We start from the raw sequence: 20352 nt of genomic DNA on the forward strand, positions 1-20352 counted from the left end.
GGGGTGGCGGGGGCGACGACCCGGGCCGGTTCGGTGGTCCGGACATCGCCGGGGGTCGTGGAGACGCAGCCGCAGAGCAGCGCTGCGCAGAGCAGCGCGAGCGATGCCAGGCGGGCCGGGCGCGTGGTGGCGGGCATCGGGACTTCCTCCGCGGTGGTCGGGTGCGGGCTCGTCCTGCGAACGAGCGGCCCGGCCGGAAGGATGTGGCGTACGTCTCGATATGGCGATCGATTTTGACTATTTTCTTATGAGGACCCAAAGTTTTCCTCATGGTTCGCAACGGTCCGCCCTGTCGCAGCGCCGCCTTCCGGCTGGTGCTCCTCGGCGTGTCCGCACTCTGCGCCGCCGACGTCGACTGTCGCTGAACGCACCGCCCGCGAACGTTCCCCCCTTGCCCGACGGGCAGCAGGCGCGCTGACGCCGTGCCCCGGGACCCCCCTGCACCACCCCCCTTGAAAGGCATGTCCATGAGCAAGTCCAGGGCCCTGTACGCGGCCACCGGTGTGGCCCTTCTGTCGAGCCTCGCCGTCGCGTGCGGCAGTGGGGGCGGTGGCAGCGGGAAGGCCGGGGCCAAGGCGTTCGACCCCAAGGACTACCAGGGCGGCACCCTCACCGTGCTCAACCACCGCGACCAGGGCCACTTCGACCCGGCGCGGCAGTACACCTCCGGCGGCGGCAAGATCCCCACCCTGGTGTTCCGCACCCTGACCACGCGCGACCACACCACCGGCGGCCCCGCCGGCGCCAAGCCGGTACCTGACCTGGCGACCGACACCGGCACCCCCAGCGACGGCGCCAAGACCTGGACGTACCACCTCAAGCCCGGCCTGAAGTACGAGGACGGCACGCCCATCAAGGCGCAGGACGTCAAGTACGGCATCGAGCGCTCCTTCGCCCCCGAGCTGCCGGGCGGCGCCCCCTACCTGCGGGACTGGCTGATCGGCGGCGAGAGCTACCAGGGCCCGTACCAGGGCAAGGAACTGGACTCCATCCAGGTGCCGGACGACCGCACCATCGTCTTCCACCTGCGCAAGCCCGAGGGCGACTTCCCCTACCTGGCCACCGCCACCCAGTTCGCCCCGGTGCCCAGGGCCAAGGACACCGGCGTCAACTACGAGAAGCACCCGATCTCCTCGGGCCCCTACAAGGTCGTCAGCAACGACCAGGGCAAGACCATCGTGCTGGACCGCAACCCGTACTGGTCCAAGAGGGTCGACGACCAGCGGCTGGCCGGCCCGGACAAGATCGTGGTGCAGTCCGGCCTCGACCAGTCGGTGATCAACCAGCGGCTGGCGGCCAGCACCGGCGCCGACTCCCGGGCGATCACCACCGACACCGACATCGACGCCTCGGTGCTGGCCAAGCTGAACGGTCCGCAGGGGCTCGCCAAGCGGGTCGCCACCGGCTACTTCGGTGAGACCTGGTACCTCGCCTTCAACACCAAGGTGAAGCCGTTCGACAACCAGAAGGTGCGCGAGGCGATCTCCTACGCGGTGGACCGCCAGTCGGTGATCAACGCGATCGGCGGCACCGCAGTCGCCAAGCCGGCCACCACCTTCCTGCCCGACCAGAAGGCGTTCGGCTACACCCCGTACGACTACTTCCCGGGCGGCACCGCGGGCGACCCCGCCAAGGCCAAGCAGGCCCTCGCCGAGGCCGGCTACCCGAACGGGATCACCATCACCCTGGACCACACCACCACCGCGGGCACCGGCAGCGGCCCCGAGGCCGCCACCGCCGTCCAGGAGGCGCTGAAGAAGGCCGGTATCACGGTCCGGCTGCACGCCTCGGAGGAGAACGACTACGCGGAGAAGACCCAGAAGCCCGCCACCGAGCCGGGTCTCTTCCTGCAGAGCTGGGGCGCCGACTGGCCGTCCGGCGGCCCCTTCCTGGCGCCGGTCTTCGACGGCCGCCAGATCCTCAAGGACGGCGGCAACTTCAACGCCAGCCAGCTGAACGACCCCAAGGTCAACGCCGAGATCGACGCCATCAACCAGATCACCGACCCGGCCGCGGCCGCGGCCCGCTGGGGGAAGCTCGACGCGGACCTCGGCAAGCGCGCGCTGACCGTGCCGCTCTACCACCCGATCTACAAGCGGCTCTTCGGCAAGGACGTCACCAACACCTATGTCAGCCAGTGGAACGGGCTCTACGACCTGTCCCGCATCTCGGTGAAGTAGGCAGGACCCCTTGAGCGAGACCGCAACGGTTTCCCGCCCCGCCGCCGAGGCCACCGAGCCCCGGCGGCGGGGCCAGGTCTGGCGGCGGCTGCGCCGCAACCGGGCCGCCCTGGCGGCGCTGGGCGTGATCGCGCTGCTGGTGCTGTTCGCCCTGGCGGCCCCGCTGCTGGCCGGCCTGGAGGGACAGGACCCCACCACCTTCCACAACGACCTCGTCGACTCCGCCACCGGCGGGGTGCCCTTCGGCTCCTTCGGCGGCGCCGGCGCGCACCACTGGCTGGGCGTGGAGCCCGGCAACGGCCGCGACGTCTTCGCCCGGCTCGCCTACGGCGCCCGGGTGTCGCTGGCGGTGGCGGTCGGCGCCACCGTGGTGCAGATCGCGCTCGGCACCCTGATCGGACTGGCGGCGGGCCTGGGCAACCGGCTGGCCGACACCGTCCTCAGCCGGGCCATGGACCTGGTGATCGCCTTCCCGGAACTGGTCTTCGCCATCGCCCTGATGGCGATCGTGCCGGACGGCTTCCCCCGGCCGGTGCTGCTGGCCCTGGTCATCGGCGTGCTCGGCTGGGGCTCGCCCGCCCGGGTGGTGCGGGCCCAGGTGCTGTCGCTGCGCGGCCTGGACTATGTCTCCGCGGCCAGGCTCGGCGGCTCCGGCCGCTGGCGGATCGCCCGCCGCGAGATCCTGCCCGGCCTCGCCGGACCGGTCATCACCTTCGCGCTGCTGAGGCTGCCGGTCAATGTCGCCTCCGAGGCGGGCCTGTCCTTCCTGGGGGTCGGTGTCCGGCCGCCCACCCCGTCCTGGGGCCAGATGCTCTCCACCGCCACCACCTGGTACGAGGTGGACCCCGCCTATGTCCTGCTGCCCGCCGGACTGCTCTTCGTCACCGTGCTGGCCTTCACCGTCTTCGGCGACGGGCTGCGCACCGCGCTGGACCCGCGTGCCGCCTCCCGGCTGCGGGTGGGCACCCGGCGCCGCGCCAAGGACTGATCCCTGATGCTCCGCTTCCTCCTCCGACGCTCCGTCAGCACCCTGCTGGTGCTGCTGGTGCTCTCGGCCGTGGTCTTCCTGCTCTTCTACGCCACCCCCGGCGACCCGGCGATCCTGGCCTGCGGCAAGGGCTGCGACGGCGAGCGGCTGGCCGTCGTCCGCCACAAGCTCGGCACCGACCTGCCGCTCTGGCAGCAGTACTGGCACTTCCTGCAGGGCCTGGTGGCCGGCCGCGACTACGACGCGGGCACCGACGTCACCCACTGCGCGGCACCCTGCTTCGGCTACTCCTTCCAGACCGACCAGCCGGTGCTGGGCATGATCACCAGCAGGCTGCCGGTGGACGTCTCGCTCACCCTGGGCGCCATGGTGATCTGGCTGGTCGTCGGGGTCGGCACCGGAGTGCTCTCCGCGCTGCGGCGCGGCGGGATCACCGAGCGGCTGCTGACCGGCCTCACCCTGGCGGGCATGTCCACCCCGGTCTTCCTGATCGGCCTGCTGCTGATGATGCTGTGCTGCTCCTGGCTGGGCTGGCTGCCGTTCCCGCAGTATGTGCCGTTCGGCGACGACCCCGCCGCCTGGGCCTCCAACCTGGTGCTGCCCTGGCTGTCGCTGGCCCTGATCACCGCCGCCGCGTACGCCCGGATGACCCGCAGCTCGATGCTGGAGACGCTGGCCGAGGACCACATCCGCACCGGGCGGGCGTACGGGCTCTCCGAGCGGCGCGTGGTGACCGGGCACGCCCTGCGGGGCGCCCTCACGCCGGTGATCACCCTGCTGGCCATCGACGTCGGCGGGATGCTGGGCGGTGCCACCCTCACCGAGTCGGTCTTCGGCTTCGACGGCCTGGGCCGGCTGCTGGTGGACTCGGTCAACCACATCGACCTGCCGGTGGTGGTCGGGGTCACCCTCTTCGCCGCCTTCTTCATCGTGCTCGCCAATGCCGTCGCGGACGTGCTGTACGCGGTGGCCGACCCCAGGGTGGCCCTGGCATGACCGAACGACTGCTGGTGGACGTACGCGACCTGCGGGTCTCCTTCCCTGTGGGGATTGGCACTGCCGGGACCGGCACCGTGACCGCCGTGGACGGGCTCTCCTTCGGGCTGCGGGCCGGGGAGTCGCTGGCCCTGGTCGGGGAGTCCGGCTCCGGGAAGTCCACCGCCGCCTTCGCGCTGCTGGGGATGCACCGGGGTACCGGCGCCGAGGTCTCCGGCACCGTGCGGGTGGCCGGGACCGACCTGGCCACGGCCACCGACGCCGAACTGCGGCGGCTGCGCGGCAACCGGATCGCCATGGTGTTCCAGGACCCGCTCTCCGCACTGGACCCCTACTGGTCCGTCGGCGCCCAGATCGCCGAGGTCCACCGGGTGCACACCGGGGCCTCCCGGCGCGCCTCCCGGGCCCGCGCGGTGGAGGTGCTGGACCGGGTGGGCATCCCCGACGCCGCCCGCCGGGCCGGCGCCCACCCCCATGAGTTCTCCGGCGGCATGCGGCAGCGGGCGCTGATCGCCATGGCGCTGGCCTGCGAACCCGAGGTGCTGGTCGCCGACGAGCCGACCACCGCGCTGGACGTCACCGTGCAGGCCCAGATCCTGGACCTGCTGCACGACCTGCGGCAGCAGACTGGCATGGCGCTGCTGCTGGTCACCCATGACCTGGGCGTGGTGGCCGGAGCCACCGACCGGGTGATGGTGATGCAGGACGGGCGCGCGGTCGAGCACGGCAGCGTCCAGTCGGTGCTGCGCGCCCCCGAGCGGCCGTACACCCGTGCCCTGATCGAGGCCGTCCCACGGCTGGAGGCACGCCGCTCCGCTCCGCCGGTCTCCGAGGAGGTGCTGCTGCGCGTCGAGGATCTGCACCGGCACTTCCCGGCGCCGCGCGCCGCCGCCTCCGCCGCCGCGTCCCTCTCCGGTCCGGGACAGGCCCCCGGCTCCGGGGAGCCGTCGGGGGAGGCCGAAGAGACAGGCGCCCCGGCGGGGCGGCCCGCGGCGCCGTCCGGGGGCCTCGGGCGGCTGCTCGGCCGGCGGCCCCGGCACCGCGCCGTGGACGGGGTCACCCTGGAGGTCCGGCGCGGCGAGACCCTGGGCATCGTCGGCGAGAGCGGCAGCGGCAAGACGACCCTCGGCCGGATGATGGTGCGGCTGACCGAGCCCACCTCGGGACGGATCCTGCTGGACGGCCGGGACATCGCCGCGGCAGGGGAGCGGGAGCTGCGACCGGTGCGGCGGGACCTCCAGATGGTCTTCCAGGACCCGGTCTCCTCGCTCAACCCCCGGCGCTCCATCGGCGACTCCATCGCGGAGCCGCTGCTGGCCGGCGGTACCGGCGGCGCCGCCGCCCGCTCCGAGGTGCAGGGACTGCTGGAGCGCGTGGGACTGCCGGCCGCCTGGTACGACCGCTATCCGCACGAGTTCTCCGGCGGGCAGCGGCAGCGGGTGGGCATCGCCCGGGCGCTGGCCGTACGCCCCCGGCTGATCGTCTGCGACGAGCCGGTCTCCGCGCTGGATGTCTCCACCCAGGCTCAGGTGGTGCAGCTGCTCGGCGAACTGCAGCAGGAGTTCGGCCTGGCCCTGGTGTTCATCGCCCATGACCTGGCGGTGGTCCGGCAGGTCAGCGACCGGGTGGCGGTGATGCGCCGGGGCCGGGTGGTGGAACAGGGCGACGCGGACACGGTGTACGACTCCCCGCAGCACCCGTACACCCGGCGGCTGCTGGCCGCCGTACCCGTGCTCGACCCGGACGAGGCCGCGGTCCGCCGCAGGGCCCGTGCCGCGCTGCGCGCCCTGGACCGCAGTGAGGGAGGCGAGGAGGCGCAGGCGGTGGCCTGACGCCGTGGCCCTGCGGCGTCCTTGCCGCCTCCGGGCGGTCCTTGAGCGCTGCGAGGTGGTGACGGCCCGCCGGGAAAGGTCACGGTGATTCACTCCTTCAGGTGGCGACCATCCATATGACCGACGGTCTGTCGGTCCTCGGCCCTACCTTCGTGGTGTCGGACCGAACAGGCGTCGGGGGTGCGCCTCGCCTCGGCTCCGTGGCATGCGTGGTGGAGTGAGGGGCCCCGGGCGGCCCCCTGGGAGAGCGCGGTGCGTCCGCGCAGATGCAGAGACGCCCCGTACCGTCCCGTCGCCGTCCAGGAGCGCCTTGGAGGTCGTTGTGCGCATCGCGCTGCTCACTGCGAGTGCCGACCCGCATGCCATGAGTGACGACCGTGCGCCAGGTGCGGTCCTCGTCCCCGGGAGTGCCCGGTGGTGCGACTGGCTGGCGCGCTCCCTCCCCGAGTGCACCTTCCGGCGTTTCTCCGCCGACGACCCGGGCTCCGTACGCCGACGGGCCGGCCGGGGCCCACGCGGGCGGCACCGCAACCGCTGCCTGCAGTACTACGGCGCTCTGGTGCGGGCGGTGGCCGACCCCGGGGAGAGCGAGAACTTCCCCGCCGCGCTCTACGCCCTGGCGGAGGCCACCTGCGAACCGGGCGCGCTGCCGGCCCTGCTGGCGTCGGACGCAGCCCAGCGGGTGCTGGAACAGGCATGGCGGGGGAGGGGCGGGAGCGGTGCGGCGTCCACCGTCCGGGACCAGCTGGCCGCAGGCGACGTGCTGGAGCGCTCTCTGCGTCCGCTGTCCGCCGCCTGGTGCCGGGAGGACGCCCCGGCCGCCGACGTCTGCCATCTGGTCGGTGGGGGCACGGCGGCGCTGCCCGCGCTGCTCGCCCGGCGGCTCCACGGGGTCCCCTTCGTGGTCGGCGATCACCGGGTGGCGTTGCGGCAGCGCTGTGCCGACCCCGGGGAAGGCGGGCCGTACGGACCCGTCCGCGCCCTGGAGCTGTCCTTCCTCCGGCTCCTCGTCCAGGAGACCCATCGGCAGGCCGCGTTGGTGCTGCCCGGCACTGAGCACGACCGCCGCTGGCTGGAGCGGTGCGGCGCCCCACCGGAGCGGACCCGGGTGGTCCGGGAGGGCCTGGTGGACTCCTCGGGGAGCCGCCCGGGAGAGGCCGGCTCCGAGCCGGAGACCCCCACCCTGCTCTGGGTCCGCTCCCCGGGGGAGGCATGCGACCCCGGGACGGTGCACGACGCACTGGCACTGGTCCGCTCGCAGGTCCCGGAGGTGCAACTGCGGCTGTCGGACGACGCCGACGACGTGGACCCGCCGGTCCCGGGAGCCTCACGGACCGCCCCGCAGCGGGGCTTCGCGGCGGGCAGTGTGCTGCTGCTTCCCGCTCCGGTCGATGTCGCGTCGCTGGTCGGGGCGATGCTCAGCGGCAGACCCGTGGTCGTGGGCGATCTGGGCGCGGCCCGGGAGACGGTCGGACCCGCCGGGCTGCTGGTCCCACCCGGCGAGCCCCGGGCGCTGGCCGAGGCGTGCGTCGCCCTGCTGCGCGATCCCGAGCGGCGCACCCGGCTGGGCACGGCAGGCCGGCAGCGGGTCCAGGAGCTCCACTCCCCGGAGAACGCCGCGGAGGCCCTTCGTTCCGTCTACCTCGACGTGGTCTCCCGCTGGCCGGCCTTCCCCAGCGCCGGCGGCAGGGTGACCCAGCCCTTCTCCCGCCCCGCCGAGTTCTGGACGGCGCAGATCCCGGCTCCTGAGCGGACGGTCGCCTGATGTCAGGTCGGAATCACCGGCGGGGCGGACAGCGAGGGCCCGCGACATGACCGGACAACCGCCCCGGCCCGCCGAGGGGGACCCGGTGAGGGAGCTGATCGAGCGCCATCGCGAGCTGTGCGAGCGCGCCACCCACCCCCTGGAGATCGCGGCCGGTCTGGAGGCGGCAGGGGTCGGCCCCGCCGCAGTCGCCCGCTGCCGTCACTCCGATGTCTTCTCCCTGGCCGAGGAACTGTTCGCCAGGGTCCCCCGGCGCAGCGGCCCCTTCGGCCCCGCGGCGCCCGCCGGCCCATGGCGGCGCCGCGCCGGGGCAAGCCTGCTGGCCGCCCTGCTCTATGCGCTGCCCTGTGTCGCCTTCGCCGCCATCCGGGCCGTGGCACCCCGGTCGTCCCCCTGGGCGCTGCTCTCCGCCGCGGCAGTGGCGGGGCTCTGGTCCGCGGCCACCTGCCTGGAGACCATCCGCTGGCAGGGCGGACAGCGTCCCGACGCCCCCGGCTCGGCCCCGGCCGCATCCCTGCTGAGGCCGATCGCCGCCGCGGGGGTGGGCGCGGTGCTGACCATGCCGCTGCTGCTCCCCTTCGCGGGCTCCGGCGACCCCCTCACCCCGGTGGCACCGGCCGCTCTGGCGGTGGGCATGGGTGCGGCGGAGTGGAGCGCCCGTTGGTTCCGCCACTCCGGGGCGGCCCACCTGGACTCCGCCACCACGATCCGTGAGTTCCGGCTGCGGATGCTGCCGGTGCTGCCGGTAGCGGTGGCTCTGCACCTCGCCGCCGTGGCACTGCTCACCAGGGCCGTGCTGACCGCCCGGCCCCCGGCAGGAGCCGGGCAGCCCCTGGGACCTCTGCAATGGGGGGCGCAGACAGCGGCCGCCCTGCTGCTGGTCCTGGTGGTGCTGCTGCTGCGCTGCGGCCGCCCAGGCCCGGCGGCGGCCGGGACCGCCACCGCGGTCTGCGGGGCGGGTCTGCTGCTCACCGCCCGGGTCCTGCCGTCGGCCGTCCCCGGCCGTTCGGCGCTGCTCAGCCATGACCCGGCGCTGGTTCAGCTGGCGGGCTGCGGCATCGCGGCGGCCCTGCTGCTGCCGTACGCCTGGGCGGTACTCACCCGACCGGGAGCCCACCGAGGGGCGCCCCTGCCCCGGCTGTCGTCCCATGCTCGGCCCGGCTTCCCTGCCCGGGCTCCGCTCAAGGAAGGACCAACCCCCTCATGAGGGTGCTGCTGCTGGGCGCGGACGGCTTCATCGGCCGCCGCGTCGCCGACCGACTGCTCGCCGATCCCGACCTGCAGGTCACCGTCCTCGGCCGGCGGGACACGGCGGACATCCGCTTCGACCTCTCCACCGGCAGCCCGGGTGCGCTGGCCCGCTTCCTGGACGCCGTGATGCCCAAGGTGATCATCAACTGTGCGGGGGCGACCTACGGCAGCCCGCGCACCCTTGTCCGCTGCAACACCGTGGCGGTGGCCACCGTCTGCGAGGCCGTCCGGCGCAGCCACGAACCCGCCCGCCTGGTCCATCTGGGCTCGGCCGCGGAGTACGGACCGTCCACCATCGGCAGCCCCGTCCCGGAGACCGCCGAGCCCCGGCCCACCGGCCCCTACGGGGTGAGCAAACTGTCCGGCACCGAGCTGGTGCTCTCCTCCGGCCTGGACGCCACCGTGCTGAGGGTTTTCGACGCCGTCGGACCCGGGGCGCCCACCGGCTCGCTCTTCGGGCGGCTGGCCGAGGGCCTGCGCCGCGCCCTGGAACGTGGCGAGCCGCAACTGCGCACCAGCGATCTCTCTCCCTTCCGGGACTTCATCGACGTACGGGACGTCGCCCGGGCCGTCCAGTCGGCCGCGGTGTCGGCCGCCACCGGGGTGATCAATATCGGCAGCGGTACCGGGGTGAGGGTCAGGGACGCCGCCCAACTGCTGGTCCGGGCTTCGGGTTTCGAGGGACGGCTGGTCGAGGAGGGGCGCCCCGGGCTGCCGCCGCTGCCCGGCCCGGCCCCGACCGGGGAGGCACAGGCCGCCGACTCCCGGCCGGGCGACCCCCGTCCGCTGCCGGAGCCGGTGCTGTGGCGGCAGGCCGATGTCCGCACCGCCCGCGACCGGTTGGGCTGGCGGGCTCGTATCCCCCTGGAGGAGTCACTGGCCGACATCTGGACCGAGACCGCCTGTCGCGTCTGAGCCCTGGGCCGTCCGGGCCGAGACTCGTCCGGGCTGCGGCCTTTCCGGGCTGCAACCTGTCCGGGCTGCGGCCTGTCCGGACGGTGACCCGACCGGGCCGGCCACCGGCGGCCCGCGTGCGCCGAGACCCGGACGGTCCACGCGTCGGACAGCCGGTTCGGCCCGCGGCCCGGGTCCGCCGGTGCGGGCGGTCCGGGCGGTCACCGTTCGCCACGGTGACCGAGCCGCCGCAGGTCAGCCCCTGTCCCTCCGTCCGGCGCCGGCCACCGGGGCACCCGGCTCCGGTGGCATACGGACGGTCCCACGATCCGGTGTCAGCCGTCTCGCACTTCGGACCTGCTGTCTCGGAATAAGGGTCCGCATGACACTGTTGAGCAGGAGAACAGACGAACTGACGACCATCGGAGTCCCCGTGTCGCTGCCACCCCTGGTCGAGCCGGCTGCCGAGCTCACCGTCGACGAGGTCCGCAGGTACTCCCGCCACCTGATCATCCCCGACGTCGGGATGGACGGGCAGAAGCGGCTGAAGAACGCCAAGGTGCTCTGTGTGGGCGCCGGCGGTCTGGGCTCGCCTGCGCTGCTCTACCTGGCCGCGGCAGGCGTGGGCACCCTGGGCATCATCGAGTTCGACGTCGTCGACGAGTCCAACCTCCAGCGCCAGGTGATCCACGGCCAGTCCGACATCGGCCGCCCCAAGGCCGAGTCCGCGCGTGACTCGGTCAAGGAGATCAACCCCCTGGTGCAGGTGAACCTCCACCAGGAGCGGCTGGACACCTCCAACGTCATGGAGATCTTCGCCCAGTACGACCTGATCGTCGACGGCACCGACAACTTCGCCACCCGCTACCTGGTGAACGACGCCGCGGTGCTGCTGGGCAAGCCCTACGTCTGGGGCTCCATCTACCGCTTCGACGGCCAGGCCAGCGTCTTCTGGGCCGAGCACGGTCCCTGCTACCGCTGCCTCTACCCGGAGGCCCCGCCGCCGGGCATGGTCCCCTCGTGCGCCGAGGGCGGCGTGCTGGGCGTGCTCTGCGCCTCCATCGGCGCCATCCAGGTCACCGAGGCGATCAAGCTGCTGGCCGGTGTCGGCGAGCCGCTGGTCGGCCGGCTGATGATCTATGACGCACTGGAGATGCAGTACCGCACGGTCAAGGTCCGCAAGGACCCCGACTGCGCGCTCTGCGGTGAGAACCCCACCGTCACCGAGCTGATCGACTACGAGGCGTTCTGCGGTGTGGTGTCCGAGGAGGCCCAGGAGGCCGCCCTCGGTTCGACCATCACTCCCAAGCAGCTCAAGGCGTGGATCGACGAGGGCGAGAACATCGACATCATCGATGTCCGCGAGCCCAACGAGTACGAGATCGTCTCCATCCCGGGCGCCCGGCTGATCCCCAAGAACGAGTTCCTGATGGGCAACGCCCTGCAGGACCTGCCGCAGGACAAGAAGATCGTCCTGCACTGCAAGACCGGTGTCCGCTCCGCCGAGGTGCTGGCCGTGCTGAAGGCGGCCGGCTTCTCCGACGCGGTGCACGTCGGCGGTGGCGTGGTGGGCTGGGTCAACCAGATCGAGCCCGAGAAGCCCATCTACTGATCAGCCGCCTGACCGATCAGCGCGCAGAAGACGCCCACGGCTCTGACCAGCTCAGATGCCGTGGGCGTCTGTCGTTGTCGGTCGACCTCGTTGGCTGACCTCGTTGGTCGGCCTCGGTCTGCCTCGCCCGGCCCAGGGACGGCCCGAGCGGGGGTGCAGGACCTTCTTCTCCACCAACGATCTGTCCTCGTGCACCGTGACTGTGGGGACTGTGGTGCTTGCCGGTTTCACCGGGCTCCTGGCCGTCGTGAACTTCATCCAGGTCTTCACTGGTCGCCAGCTCGCCAGGCCATCTGCGAGCAAGCGTTCCGCTTCCCAGATCCGGCGCCAGTCCGCGGCAGCCACCGTTGCCATGGTCGGTCTCACTCTGGTGATGCTGCTGATGCGGGCTGCCGTGAGCTGAGGGCGGCTTCCGAGGCCTACCTCTCGTCCTCTCGCTCCAGGACCAACCCGACAGACCCTTCCCGAAGTCCGTTGTTGTCTTCGAGGTGGAGGTGGCTGCCGTCGGGTGTGCCGTCCTCGGCAAGGACCAGCAGATGGCCGGCCAGCGTGCGAAGCCCAGCGGCGTTGGCCGCGATGACGACCTCGCCGGGGAAGGCGCGAACCACGATCTCCGCACCGTCCTCCCAGGTGAAGACCCGCGACACACCATCTGTGTCTGCGGTCATGCGTGTGGTGGCGGGCGGGGACGCGTCCGGGTGCTGAGTCATGCGGCCATCCTGGCCGTTCCGGGGTGCGGGATAATCGGCCCGGTGACCGCGACCGCCCTCCCCGAAGCCCCACCTGGAAGCCCTCCGCGACCCGGAACCGCGGTGCGGCGTGCCGCCCCCGCGCTGCTGGCCTTCGCCGCGGTCCGCCTCCTGGGGGTGGTGGTCCTGGCGATCTGGGCGCAGACCGCGGGCAAGAGCGCCCACAAGCTGCTCTCCGGGCGCTGGGACTCCCTCTGGTACCAGCGGATCGCCGAGCACGGCTACGGCTACACCCTTCACCTCTCCGGTGGGCGGGTCCACTCCGACCTGGCGTTCTTTCCCCTGCTGCCCTGGCTGGAGCACTCCCTCGCGGCTCTCACCCCGCTGAGCACGGCCGACGCCGGCCTTGCGGTGAGCTGGCTTGCCTCCCTGGCGGCCGCCTGGGGCGTCTTCGCGGTGGGGGACCGGCTGTACGGCCGTCGCACCGGGATCCTCCTCGTGGTGCTCTGGGCGGTGCTGCCCGTCGGCATCGTCCAGTCGATGGCCTACACCGAGTCGCTCTTCACGGCCCTCGCCGCCTGGTCCCTCTACGCCGTGCTCACCGGCCGCTGGCTGTGGGCGGGAACCCTGGCCTCCCTCGCCGGGCTGACCCGGCCGGTGGGTGCCGCCGTGGTGGCGGCGGTGTGGGCGGCCGCCGCGCTGGCGCTCCATCGCGACCGCGCCGCCTGGCGGTCCGACCGCTGGATGCTCCCCGGGGCCCTGCTGGCCCCTGCCGGCTGGCTGGGCTATGTGGCCTGGGTGGGCGTGAGAACTGGCAGCGTCACCGGATATCCGGACGTCCAGGGCGGCTGGGGCAACGGCTTCGACGGGGGTGCGGCCTTCGCCCGCTTCGTCGGCGGCCGGCTCACCGCACCGCCCTTCGTGGGCGGCGTCGGTCTGCTGGTGGCCGTGGCGCTGCTGCTCTGGCTCTGGCTGCGGGGGGTCCGCCAGGGCCAGCCGCTGCCGCTGCTCGCCTACACCACCGCCGTGCTCGCCCTGGCGCTCACCGGCGCAGGCTACTTCGGCTCCAAGCCCCGGCTGCTGATGCCGGCCTTCCCGCTGCTGCTCCCGGTCGCTCTGGCCCTCGCCCGGCTGCGCCCACGCCGGGCGGTCCTGGTCCTCGGCGCCGTGGCGCTGGTCTCGGCCGGCTACGGGGCGCTGTGGCTCAACGGCTCCGGTCCGCCGTGAGCCGTCACCGGACCCGGCGCGGGGTCAGAGCAGCCCACGCCGCTGGAGGTGGCCGAAGCAGACCCAGCCGGGCAGCAGCGGCAGCCAGAGCGTGAAGATGCGGTAGAGCAGCACCGCGGGGGTGGCGATCTGGATGGGTACTCCGGCGAGCCCCACCAGCGCGCCGATCAGGGCGGGTTCGATCGCGCCGACCCCGCCCGGCGTCGGTACGGCGGAGCCGACCGCGTTGGCGGTGAGGAAGACCACCGTGACCGAGGCGATCCCCGCGGTGCCGCCGAACGCCTTGACCGAGGTGTAGAGGCACGTCACAAAGGCCACATTGATCAGCAGGATGCCGCCCAGGCCGGTCACCAGCTTGGAGGGCCGCTGCAGCAGGTCGAGCATCCGGGGGACGACGCCGGCGAGCAGGGAACGCAGCCGGGTCACCACGAAGCGCCGCAGCGGCGGCACGGCCGCGACGACCAGCATCAGCACGGCCGCGGTCAGCAGTCCGGCGATGACCGTGCGGGACGGCGAGAGGTCCTTGCCCTGCTCGGTTCCGCTGATGTAGCCGAAGGTCAGCAGCAGCAGGATGTGCGAGGCCAGGGTGGCCAGCTGCGAGGCCCCGACACTGGCCACCGCCTGTACCGGCCGGATGCCGGACTTCTGCAGGAAGCGGGTGTTGAGCGCCACACCGCCGACCGCGGCCGGGGCCACCAGGCGTACGAAGGAGCTCGCGACCTGCGCCAGCAGGGTGTTGCCGAAGGACAGCCGCTCGGACACGAAGCCGATCAGGCTCATGGCGGCGGCCACGAAGCTGAGCACCTCGGCGGCGAAGGCCACCAGCACCCAGCCCCAGTGCATATCGGTGAAGTCGATCTGGGTGGCCGGGAACTTGGCGAGCAGATAGTAGATCGCAAAGGTGCCGGCGGCCACGCTGACCAGCGTCTTCGGCTTGAGACGCTGCAGTCTGACCGGGGTGACCGGGGCTTCCGGGACCATCTCCAGGATCTGCTCGCGGATCCGTGCCAGCAGGTCGAAGGTGGTGGTGGCCAGTTCCTCGTTGGCGTCGGCCCGGGTCTTCTCACCGGCGGCGACCTGCGCGTCGGCGAGCGACTGCGCCTGGGTCTTGCGTTCCCGGTTGGACTGCCGCAGGTTCGTCCTGGTGGTCCGGCTGAGGCCGACCGGCTGGAGCAGCGGCAGGGCGGACGCCACCCGCTTGGGGCCGAGCACCCGGGCGGCCACCGCCACGGCCAGTTCGGGGCCGGTGCGCAGGGAGAAGGTGGTCAGCAACTGGGCGAGGTCCATGCGCAGGGTCAGGTCTCCGGCTGCGATGTCGCCGCCTGAGAGGTTGACCAGGCGCCCGGTGTCCTGACCGGTGCAGAGCAGCGACTCACCGGTGAGCCTGCGGTGGGCGATCCGCCGGTCGTGCAGCGCGCGGACCGACTCCCAGATGGAGACCATCAGGGGTTCGGTGACCTCGTGGTCGTGCAGTTCGTCGAGGGTGCGGCCGTCGCTGTGGTCGTAGACCAGGATGACGGCGTCGGGGCCGAGTTCCGAGGTGGCCACCAGCCGGGGGGTGAGGGCACCGGAGGCTGAGGCCGCGTAGGCGATCAGGGCCTCCCGCTCCAGGGCCTCCCGCAGTGACTGGGGGCCGCGCCGCACCGCGACCGACCGCAGCTGGAGCCGCCGCCACAGCCGGTAGAAGAAGCCGGAGGCCTGCTGTTCGCGGTCGATGACATGGACGTCCAGCGGTGGGGCGTCGGCCTGCACCACGTAGTAGCGGCGGGCACCCCCCGGGGCGTCCGGTGCCCGGTGGGCGCTGAGCGGGGAGAAGCCGACCTTGTTCAGTCCGACGAGCAGGCTCTCCCCCGTGGGTCGAACGTTCGGCGAGCCGATGGCGTAGAGAGTGCCGTAGGCGATCGTCCACCCGAGCAGCACGGTGAGGACCAGGGAGAGGGGGGTGGTGTAGCCGCTGATCAGCTCGGTGCCGCCGCTGAGGACGACCACCGCCCAGAGGGCCACCCGCCAGCGGGGCCGGCTGGCCATGCCGACCGCGGTCATATAGGCGATGACGGGGGCGAGATAGCCGTGCACGGGGTCGGTGAGGCTGCCGCCGGGCTGGGGGATGCGGGTGAGGGCGTTGCGGATGTTGTCGCTGGCGGCCTCGGCCACCCACAGGTCGACCCCGAGCGACAGCCCGTGGGCCAGGACGGCGGCCAGCACCCCGTCCGCCACCCGCAGCCCGTCGCGCTTGATCAGCCGCTCCACGGCGAAGGCGACCGGCACCACCAGCACCGCGACGCTGGAGACGAAGCCCGCCACATTGGTGAAGAAGCCCGGGACCTTGGTGGCCCCGACGGTGATGTCGTTCTCGATGCCGGTGGTGGTGTTCTGGGCGATGTTGGCCAGGACGAAGACCGCGATGACGCCCAGCAGTCCCGCGCCGAAGCGGATCAGGTCCGAGGGACGGTGCACCCGAGCGGCGAGCAGGGGCTCGTCGACGGAGATGTGCGAGCCCGCGGTGCGGGGCCGCGGAGCCGCCTTGACCAGGGAGATTCTCTCGGGTTCGGCGTTTGCGGGCACGGCTTCGCGGGGCTCGGCCGTCGCCCTGCCGGACTCGTCGCCGGTCGTGCCCGTCATCTGCTCATGTCCTCGTATCACCTGTCACCGCCCCGAAGATGGTGGCATGCCCGGAGAGCGCATGCAGGGCGGGGGGCGCCGCGGGGCTGTGACGTATCTCGCGGCGCTCCTTCCGGCTCCCCGAGTGCGGCAGAATCGCCCGGGTGACGGATGAGGCGAACGAGGGCGCGGGGGCGGAGATCCCGCCGTTCGCGGAGCGGGTGCTGGACCTCACCGAGCGGATTCCTCCCGGCAGGGTGATGACGTACGGGGACGTCGCCGAGTTCCTGGAGCACGGCGGCCCCCGGCAGGTGGGCCGGGTGATGGCGCTCTACGGCGGCGCGGTCCCCTGGTGGCGGGTGGTGCGCGCCGACGGTGCGCTGCTGCCCGGCCACGAGCAGCGGGCGCTGGCGCACTACCGCGAGGAGGGCACCCCGCTGCGGCACTCCCGGGGACGAGGTCCGGCCAGGGGCTCGTCGGCCGCGGAGGACCTTCCCAGGGTGGACATGGCACGGGCCCGATGGGACGGGCGGTGACCGGAACATTCCGTCAGGGTCCCGCGCACCGGGCCGGGCGGGGCGGTGGCGCGCCCGTGCAGGGGGCGCGCGCGGCGGAGTCTACGCACGCCCTCTCGAACGGGTGAGTGTTTCCCGGAAGGGCTGACGCATCCGTGAATGACGGGGGAGGATCGTAGGCTCGAGCCGTACGGATCCCCCAGGGACCGTCAGCGGCACACGGGGCGGAGTCCGCCCCATCCGTCACGCCCGGCCCCCGCACGGGGTCCGTACGCACGTCCCGCAGCCCCACAGGAACCGCTCTTGTCCTCTCCCGCCTCCCCCTTCCGCCTGGTGCGCACCCCGCTGGAGCCGCCGGTGCCGCCGGTGCTGGACGTCCACCAGCAGGCGGTGGCCGACCATCCCGGCGGGCCGCTGCTGGTGCTGGCCGGGCCGGGGACCGGCAAGACCACCACCCTGGTGGAGGCGGTGGCCGGCCGGATCGCCCGGGGCACCCGCCCGGAGCGGATCCTGGTGCTGACCTTCAGCCGCAAGGCCGCGGTGGAACTGCGCGACCGGATGGCGGGCCGACTGGGCGGCAGCGGCGCCGCGCCGCAGGCGACCACCTTCCACTCGTTCTGCTACGCCCTGGTCCGGGCCCACCAGGACCCGGACCTCTTCGCCGATCCGCTGCGACTGCTCTCCGGTCCCGAGCAGGACGTGATGGTGCGCGAGCTGCTGGCGGGCGACGCGGAGGACGCCCGGCGCGGTGCCGACCGGTTCACTTGGCCCGGAGAGCTGCGCGCCTGCCTCACCACCCGCGGCTTCGCCGACGAGGTGCGCGCGGTGCTGGCCCGCAGCCGGGAGCTGGCGCTGGATCCGGCGGACCTGCGGCGGTTCGCCGCACGCGACGGCCGTCCCGACTGGGCCGCGGCCGCCCACTTCTACGCCGAGTACCTGGACGTACTGGACATGCAGGGCGTCCTGGACTACGCGGAGCTGGTGCACCGGGCGGTACTGCTGGCGGAGCGGCCGGAGGTCGCCGCCGAGCTGCGTGCCCGCTACGAGGTGGTCTTCGTCGACGAGTACCAGGACACCGACCCCTCCCAGGTGCGGCTGCTGCGGGCCATCGCCGGCGACGGCCGCGACCTGGTGGCGGTCGGCGACCCCGACCAGTCGATCTACGCGTTCCGTGGCGCCGACATCAACGGCATCCTCGACTTCCCCTCCGTCTTCCCCCGCGCCGACGGCAGCCCGGCCGAGGTGAAGGTGCTGCGGGTCTCCCGCCGCGCGGGCGCGGTGCTGCTGGCCGCCTCCCGCGAGGTCGCCCGCCGGATGCCGGTCGGCAGGCTGCCCGCGGCCGCCCTCGCCGCCCACCGCTCGCCGAGTCCCGCCAGGGGCGGCGGCAAAGTGGAGGTGCTCACCTACCCCACCCCCGGCGCCGAACTGGACGGCATCGCCGACCTGCTGCGCCGCGCCCACCTGGAGGACGGGGTGCCCTGGGGCGAGATGGCCGTCCTGGTCAGGGCGGGCGGCCGTTCCATGCCGGGGGTACGGAGGGCGCTGGCCGCCGCCGGGGTGCCGCTGGAGACCGACGGCGACGATCTGCCGCTGCGCGACGAGCCGGCCGTGGCACCGTTGCTGCTGGCCCTGCGGGTGGCGGCCCAGGGGGCGGCCCGCGCCAGGGCGGGTACGCAGTGGACCGCCTCCGCCGGCACGCCGGTGGACGGGGACGGCGACGCCGATCCGGCACCCGGCTCGGTTGCCGACCCGGGTCCCGACGCAGACGCCGACGCCGCGGCGTCCGCCCACGACCCCGTCCCTGGCCACGACCCCGACCCGCTCACCGCAGAGATCGCCCACACCCTGCTGACCGGGCCGCTGTGCGGCCTGGACGGCTCCGACCTGCGCCGCCTCGGCCGTGCCCTGCGCGAGGAGGAGCGTGCGGCGCTGCGCGGCGGCGACACCGCCCCCGCCGTCGTACGCCCCGCGGCGGAGCTGATCCGGGAGGCGCTGGCCGAGCCCGAGCGGCTGGTGGCCCTCGACCCGGCCTACGCCCGCCGCCCCAGGGAGCTGGGGATGCTGCTGCGCAAGGTGCGGGAGATGCTCGCCGGTGGCGTCTCCGCGGAGGAGGCGCTGTGGGCGCTGTGGGACGGCAGCGGCCGCTGGCAGGACCGGCTGGAGCGGGCGGCACTGCGCGGCGGCCCGGCCGGCCGCAACGCCGACCGGGACCTGGACGCACTCTGCGCCCTGTTCGAGACCGCCGCCCGCGCCGAGGAGCGCATCGGGCACCGCGGCGCCCTCAACTTCCTGGAGGAGCTGGACGCCCAGGACATCGCCGCGGACACGCTGGCCGTCCGGGCGGTCCGCCCGGACGCGGTGCGGCTGATGACCGCCCACCGCGCCAAGGGCCTGGAGTGGCGGCTGGTCGTGGTGGCCGGGGTCCAGGAGGGACTCTGGCCGGACCTGCGGCGCCGCGGCTCACTGCTGGAGGCCGACCGCATCGGCCGGGACGGCCTCGCCGAACCGCTGACCCCCGGCGCCCTGCTGGCCGAGGAGCGGCGGCTGTTCTATGTGGCGGTGACCCGCGCCAGGGAGCGGCTGGTGGTCACCGCCGTCAAGGCGCAGGCGGACGACGGCGACAAGCCCTCCCGCTTTCTGCGCGAGCTCTACCGGGAGGAGACCGACCGGCAGGGCCGGGTGCTGCGCCGGGTGCCGCCGGCCCGCGTCGAGGACGTCACCCACCGGCCGCGCCGCCCCCTGTCCGTCCCCGCCCTGGTCGCCGAGCTGCGCGCCACCAGCGTGGACCCCGCCGCGACCCCGGAGCTGCGCCGGGCCGCGGCGGAGCGGCTGGCGCTGCTGGCCGCCGCGGAGGGCGAGGACGGCACCCCGCTGGTGCCCTCCGCCCATCCGGACCGCTGGTGGGGCATGGTCGAGCCGACCGCGGCCGAGGTCCCGCTGCGGGAGCCGGACCGGCCGGTGCAGCTGTCGGGCAGTTCGGTGGAGCAACTCCACGACTGCTCGCTGCAGTGGTTCCTCGACCGCGAGGTGCGCGCCCGCACCACGTCCTCCGCCGCCCAGGGCTTCGGCAATGTGCTGCATGTGCTGGCCGACGAGGTGGGCTCCGGCCGCACCCCGGCCGACCTCGCGGTGCTGATGGAGCGGCTGGACGGAGTGTGGGACGCGCTGGCCTTCGACGCCCCGTGGAAGTCCGAGCAGGAGCGCCGGGAGGCGCGGGCCGCACTGGAGCGCTTCCTGCACTGGCACACCCTGGAGCGGGGCAGGCAGCCGGTGGCCACCGAGCACGCCTTCGACGTCACCCTCAAGATCGGCGACCGCGCCGTGGAGATCCGCGGCTCCATGGACCGGGTGGAGCGGGACGCCGCAGGGCTGGCCTATGTGGTGGACTTCAAGACCGGCAAGACCGTCCCCACCGCCGCGGAGGTCGCCGAGCACCCCCAGCTCGCCGTGTACCAGCTGGCCGTGCGCGAGGGCGCGCTGGACGGGCTGCCGGGCTTCACCGACGGCGCACCGGCCCGGCCCGGGGGCGCCGAACTCGTCCAGCTGCGCACCGCGCAGAAGGGCGGCGACCAGCCCAAGGTGCAGGCCCAGGAGGCGCTGCCGGCGGAGCCCTGGATCGAGCAGCTGCTCGCCGAGGCCGCAGGCCGGGTGCTGGACGAGCGGTTCGTCCCCACCACCGGCTCCGGCTGCGACCGCTGCGCCTTCACCCGCAGCTGCTCCGCCCGGCCCGAGGGGCGCCAGATCGTGGAGTGAGCAGCGGAATTGCGATGAGGGTTGTCCGACCGGGCTGCTAGCGTCACGC

The 20352-nt window shown here is 73.5% G+C and carries 14 protein-coding genes; 12 read left to right on the forward strand and 2 right to left on the reverse strand.

The features are described 5' to 3' along the window. The first annotated feature begins 467 nt into the window (after positions 1 to 467). The 9 genes from AOK09_RS04020 to AOK09_RS04060 all read left to right on the forward strand — a co-directional run bounded on the left by AOK09_RS04020 (position 468) and on the right by AOK09_RS04060 (position 11921). Positions 468 to 2180 carry an ABC transporter substrate-binding protein gene (locus AOK09_RS04020; protein ID WP_055585729.1) on the forward strand — a complete coding sequence of 571 codons (1713 nt, stop codon included), beginning with the start codon at positions 468 to 470 and terminating at the stop codon, positions 2178 to 2180. A 10-nt stretch (positions 2181 to 2190) separates the two neighbouring features. Next, positions 2191 to 3168: an ABC transporter permease gene (locus tag AOK09_RS04025; RefSeq protein WP_055585708.1), complete on the forward strand. Its 978-nt coding sequence runs from the start codon at positions 2191 to 2193 to the stop codon at positions 3166 to 3168. Between the two features lie 6 nt (positions 3169 to 3174). After that, complete coding sequence (locus AOK09_RS04030) at positions 3175 to 4164, forward strand: ABC transporter permease (protein WP_055585709.1); 990 nt, start codon at positions 3175 to 3177, stop codon at positions 4162 to 4164. Further along, on the forward strand, positions 4161 to 5996 hold the full coding sequence (locus AOK09_RS04035) for an ABC transporter ATP-binding protein (protein WP_055585710.1): 1836 nt from the start codon (positions 4161 to 4163) through the stop codon (positions 5994 to 5996). Before AOK09_RS04030 ends, AOK09_RS04035 begins: the two co-directional genes overlap by 4 nt. A 364-nt stretch (positions 5997 to 6360) precedes the next feature. Beyond that, complete coding sequence (locus tag AOK09_RS04040) at positions 6361 to 7761, forward strand: DUF3492 domain-containing protein (RefSeq protein ID WP_169796989.1); 1401 nt, start codon at positions 6361 to 6363, stop codon at positions 7759 to 7761. Positions 7762 to 7807: 46 nt separating this feature from the next. Further along, on the forward strand, positions 7808 to 8968 hold the full coding sequence (locus AOK09_RS04045) for a hypothetical protein (RefSeq protein WP_055585712.1): 1161 nt from the start codon (positions 7808 to 7810) through the stop codon (positions 8966 to 8968). Beyond that, complete coding sequence (locus AOK09_RS04050; RefSeq protein ID WP_055585713.1) at positions 8965 to 9927, forward strand: NAD-dependent epimerase/dehydratase family protein; 963 nt, start codon at positions 8965 to 8967, stop codon at positions 9925 to 9927. The genes AOK09_RS04045 and AOK09_RS04050 overlap by 4 nt, the downstream gene beginning before the upstream one ends. A gap of 412 nt (positions 9928 to 10339) precedes the next feature. After that, the gene (gene moeZ / locus AOK09_RS04055; protein WP_055585714.1) at positions 10340 to 11518 is read left to right on the forward strand and encodes an adenylyltransferase/sulfurtransferase MoeZ; all 1179 of its coding nucleotides are present in this window, start codon (positions 10340 to 10342) and stop codon (positions 11516 to 11518) included. Positions 11519 to 11714: 196 nt separating this feature from the next. After that, the gene (locus AOK09_RS04060) at positions 11715 to 11921 is read left to right on the forward strand and encodes a hypothetical protein (RefSeq protein WP_055585715.1); all 207 of its coding nucleotides are present in this window, start codon (positions 11715 to 11717) and stop codon (positions 11919 to 11921) included. A gap of 16 nt (positions 11922 to 11937) precedes the next feature. On the opposite strand, the gene AOK09_RS04065 is transcribed toward AOK09_RS04060, so the two are convergent. After that, positions 11938 to 12228 carry an Imm32 family immunity protein gene (locus tag AOK09_RS04065; protein WP_175609258.1) on the reverse strand — a complete coding sequence of 97 codons (291 nt, stop codon included), beginning with the start codon at positions 12226 to 12228 and terminating at the stop codon, positions 11938 to 11940. 42 nt (positions 12229 to 12270) lie between these two features. Between AOK09_RS04065 and AOK09_RS04070 the strand changes: the two genes are divergently transcribed. Next, entirely contained in the window at positions 12271 to 13434 is a 1164-nt protein-coding gene (locus AOK09_RS04070; RefSeq protein ID WP_055585716.1) for a hypothetical protein, read from the forward strand. Between the two features lie 24 nt (positions 13435 to 13458). Here AOK09_RS04070 and AOK09_RS04075 read toward each other — a convergent pair whose 3' ends face one another. Further along, positions 13459 to 16056, reverse strand: coding sequence for a lysylphosphatidylglycerol synthase transmembrane domain-containing protein (locus AOK09_RS04075; RefSeq protein WP_079062720.1), 2598 nt, complete (start codon positions 16054 to 16056; stop codon positions 13459 to 13461). Positions 16057 to 16190: 134 nt separating this feature from the next. On the opposite strand from AOK09_RS04075, the gene AOK09_RS04080 reads away from it, so the two are divergent. Next, positions 16191 to 16571, forward strand: coding sequence for an MGMT family protein (locus AOK09_RS04080; RefSeq protein WP_407675341.1), 381 nt, complete (start codon positions 16191 to 16193; stop codon positions 16569 to 16571). A 138-nt stretch (positions 16572 to 16709) separates the two neighbouring features. Then, entirely contained in the window at positions 16710 to 20303 is a 3594-nt protein-coding gene (locus AOK09_RS04085) for an ATP-dependent helicase (RefSeq protein ID WP_079062722.1), read from the forward strand. Positions 20304 to 20352: the final 49 nt, after the last annotated feature.

Origin of the sequence: Peterkaempfera griseoplana, assembly GCF_001418575.1 — a bacterium.
In the GTDB taxonomy this organism is placed as follows: Bacteria; Actinomycetota; Actinomycetes; order Streptomycetales; family Streptomycetaceae; genus Peterkaempfera; species Peterkaempfera griseoplana.

What these genes read in the sequence shown, in the direction of transcription:
- AOK09_RS04020 (WP_055585729.1), top strand. Translation starts at nt 468, where the DNA reads ATGAGCAAGTCCAGGGCCCTGTACGCGGCCACCGGTGTGGCCCTTCTG.
- AOK09_RS04030 (WP_055585709.1), top strand. Translation starts at nt 3,175, where the DNA reads ATGCTCCGCTTCCTCCTCCGACGCTCCGTCAGCACCCTGCTGGTGCTG.
- AOK09_RS04035 (WP_055585710.1), top strand. Translation starts at nt 4,161, where the DNA reads ATGACCGAACGACTGCTGGTGGACGTACGCGACCTGCGGGTCTCCTTC.
- AOK09_RS04040 (WP_169796989.1), top strand. Translation starts at nt 6,361, where the DNA reads ATGAGTGACGACCGTGCGCCAGGTGCGGTCCTCGTCCCCGGGAGTGCC.
- AOK09_RS04045 (WP_055585712.1), top strand. Translation starts at nt 7,808, where the DNA reads ATGACCGGACAACCGCCCCGGCCCGCCGAGGGGGACCCGGTGAGGGAG.
- AOK09_RS04050 (WP_055585713.1), top strand. Translation starts at nt 8,965, where the DNA reads ATGAGGGTGCTGCTGCTGGGCGCGGACGGCTTCATCGGCCGCCGCGTC.
- AOK09_RS04065 (WP_175609258.1), bottom strand. Translation starts at nt 12,228, where the DNA reads ATGACTCAGCACCCGGACGCGTCCCCGCCCGCCACCACACGCATGACC.
- AOK09_RS04075 (WP_079062720.1), bottom strand. Translation starts at nt 16,056, where the DNA reads ATGACGGGCACGACCGGCGACGAGTCCGGCAGGGCGACGGCCGAGCCC.
- AOK09_RS04085 (WP_079062722.1), top strand. Translation starts at nt 16,710, where the DNA reads ATGACGGGGGAGGATCGTAGGCTCGAGCCGTACGGATCCCCCAGGGAC.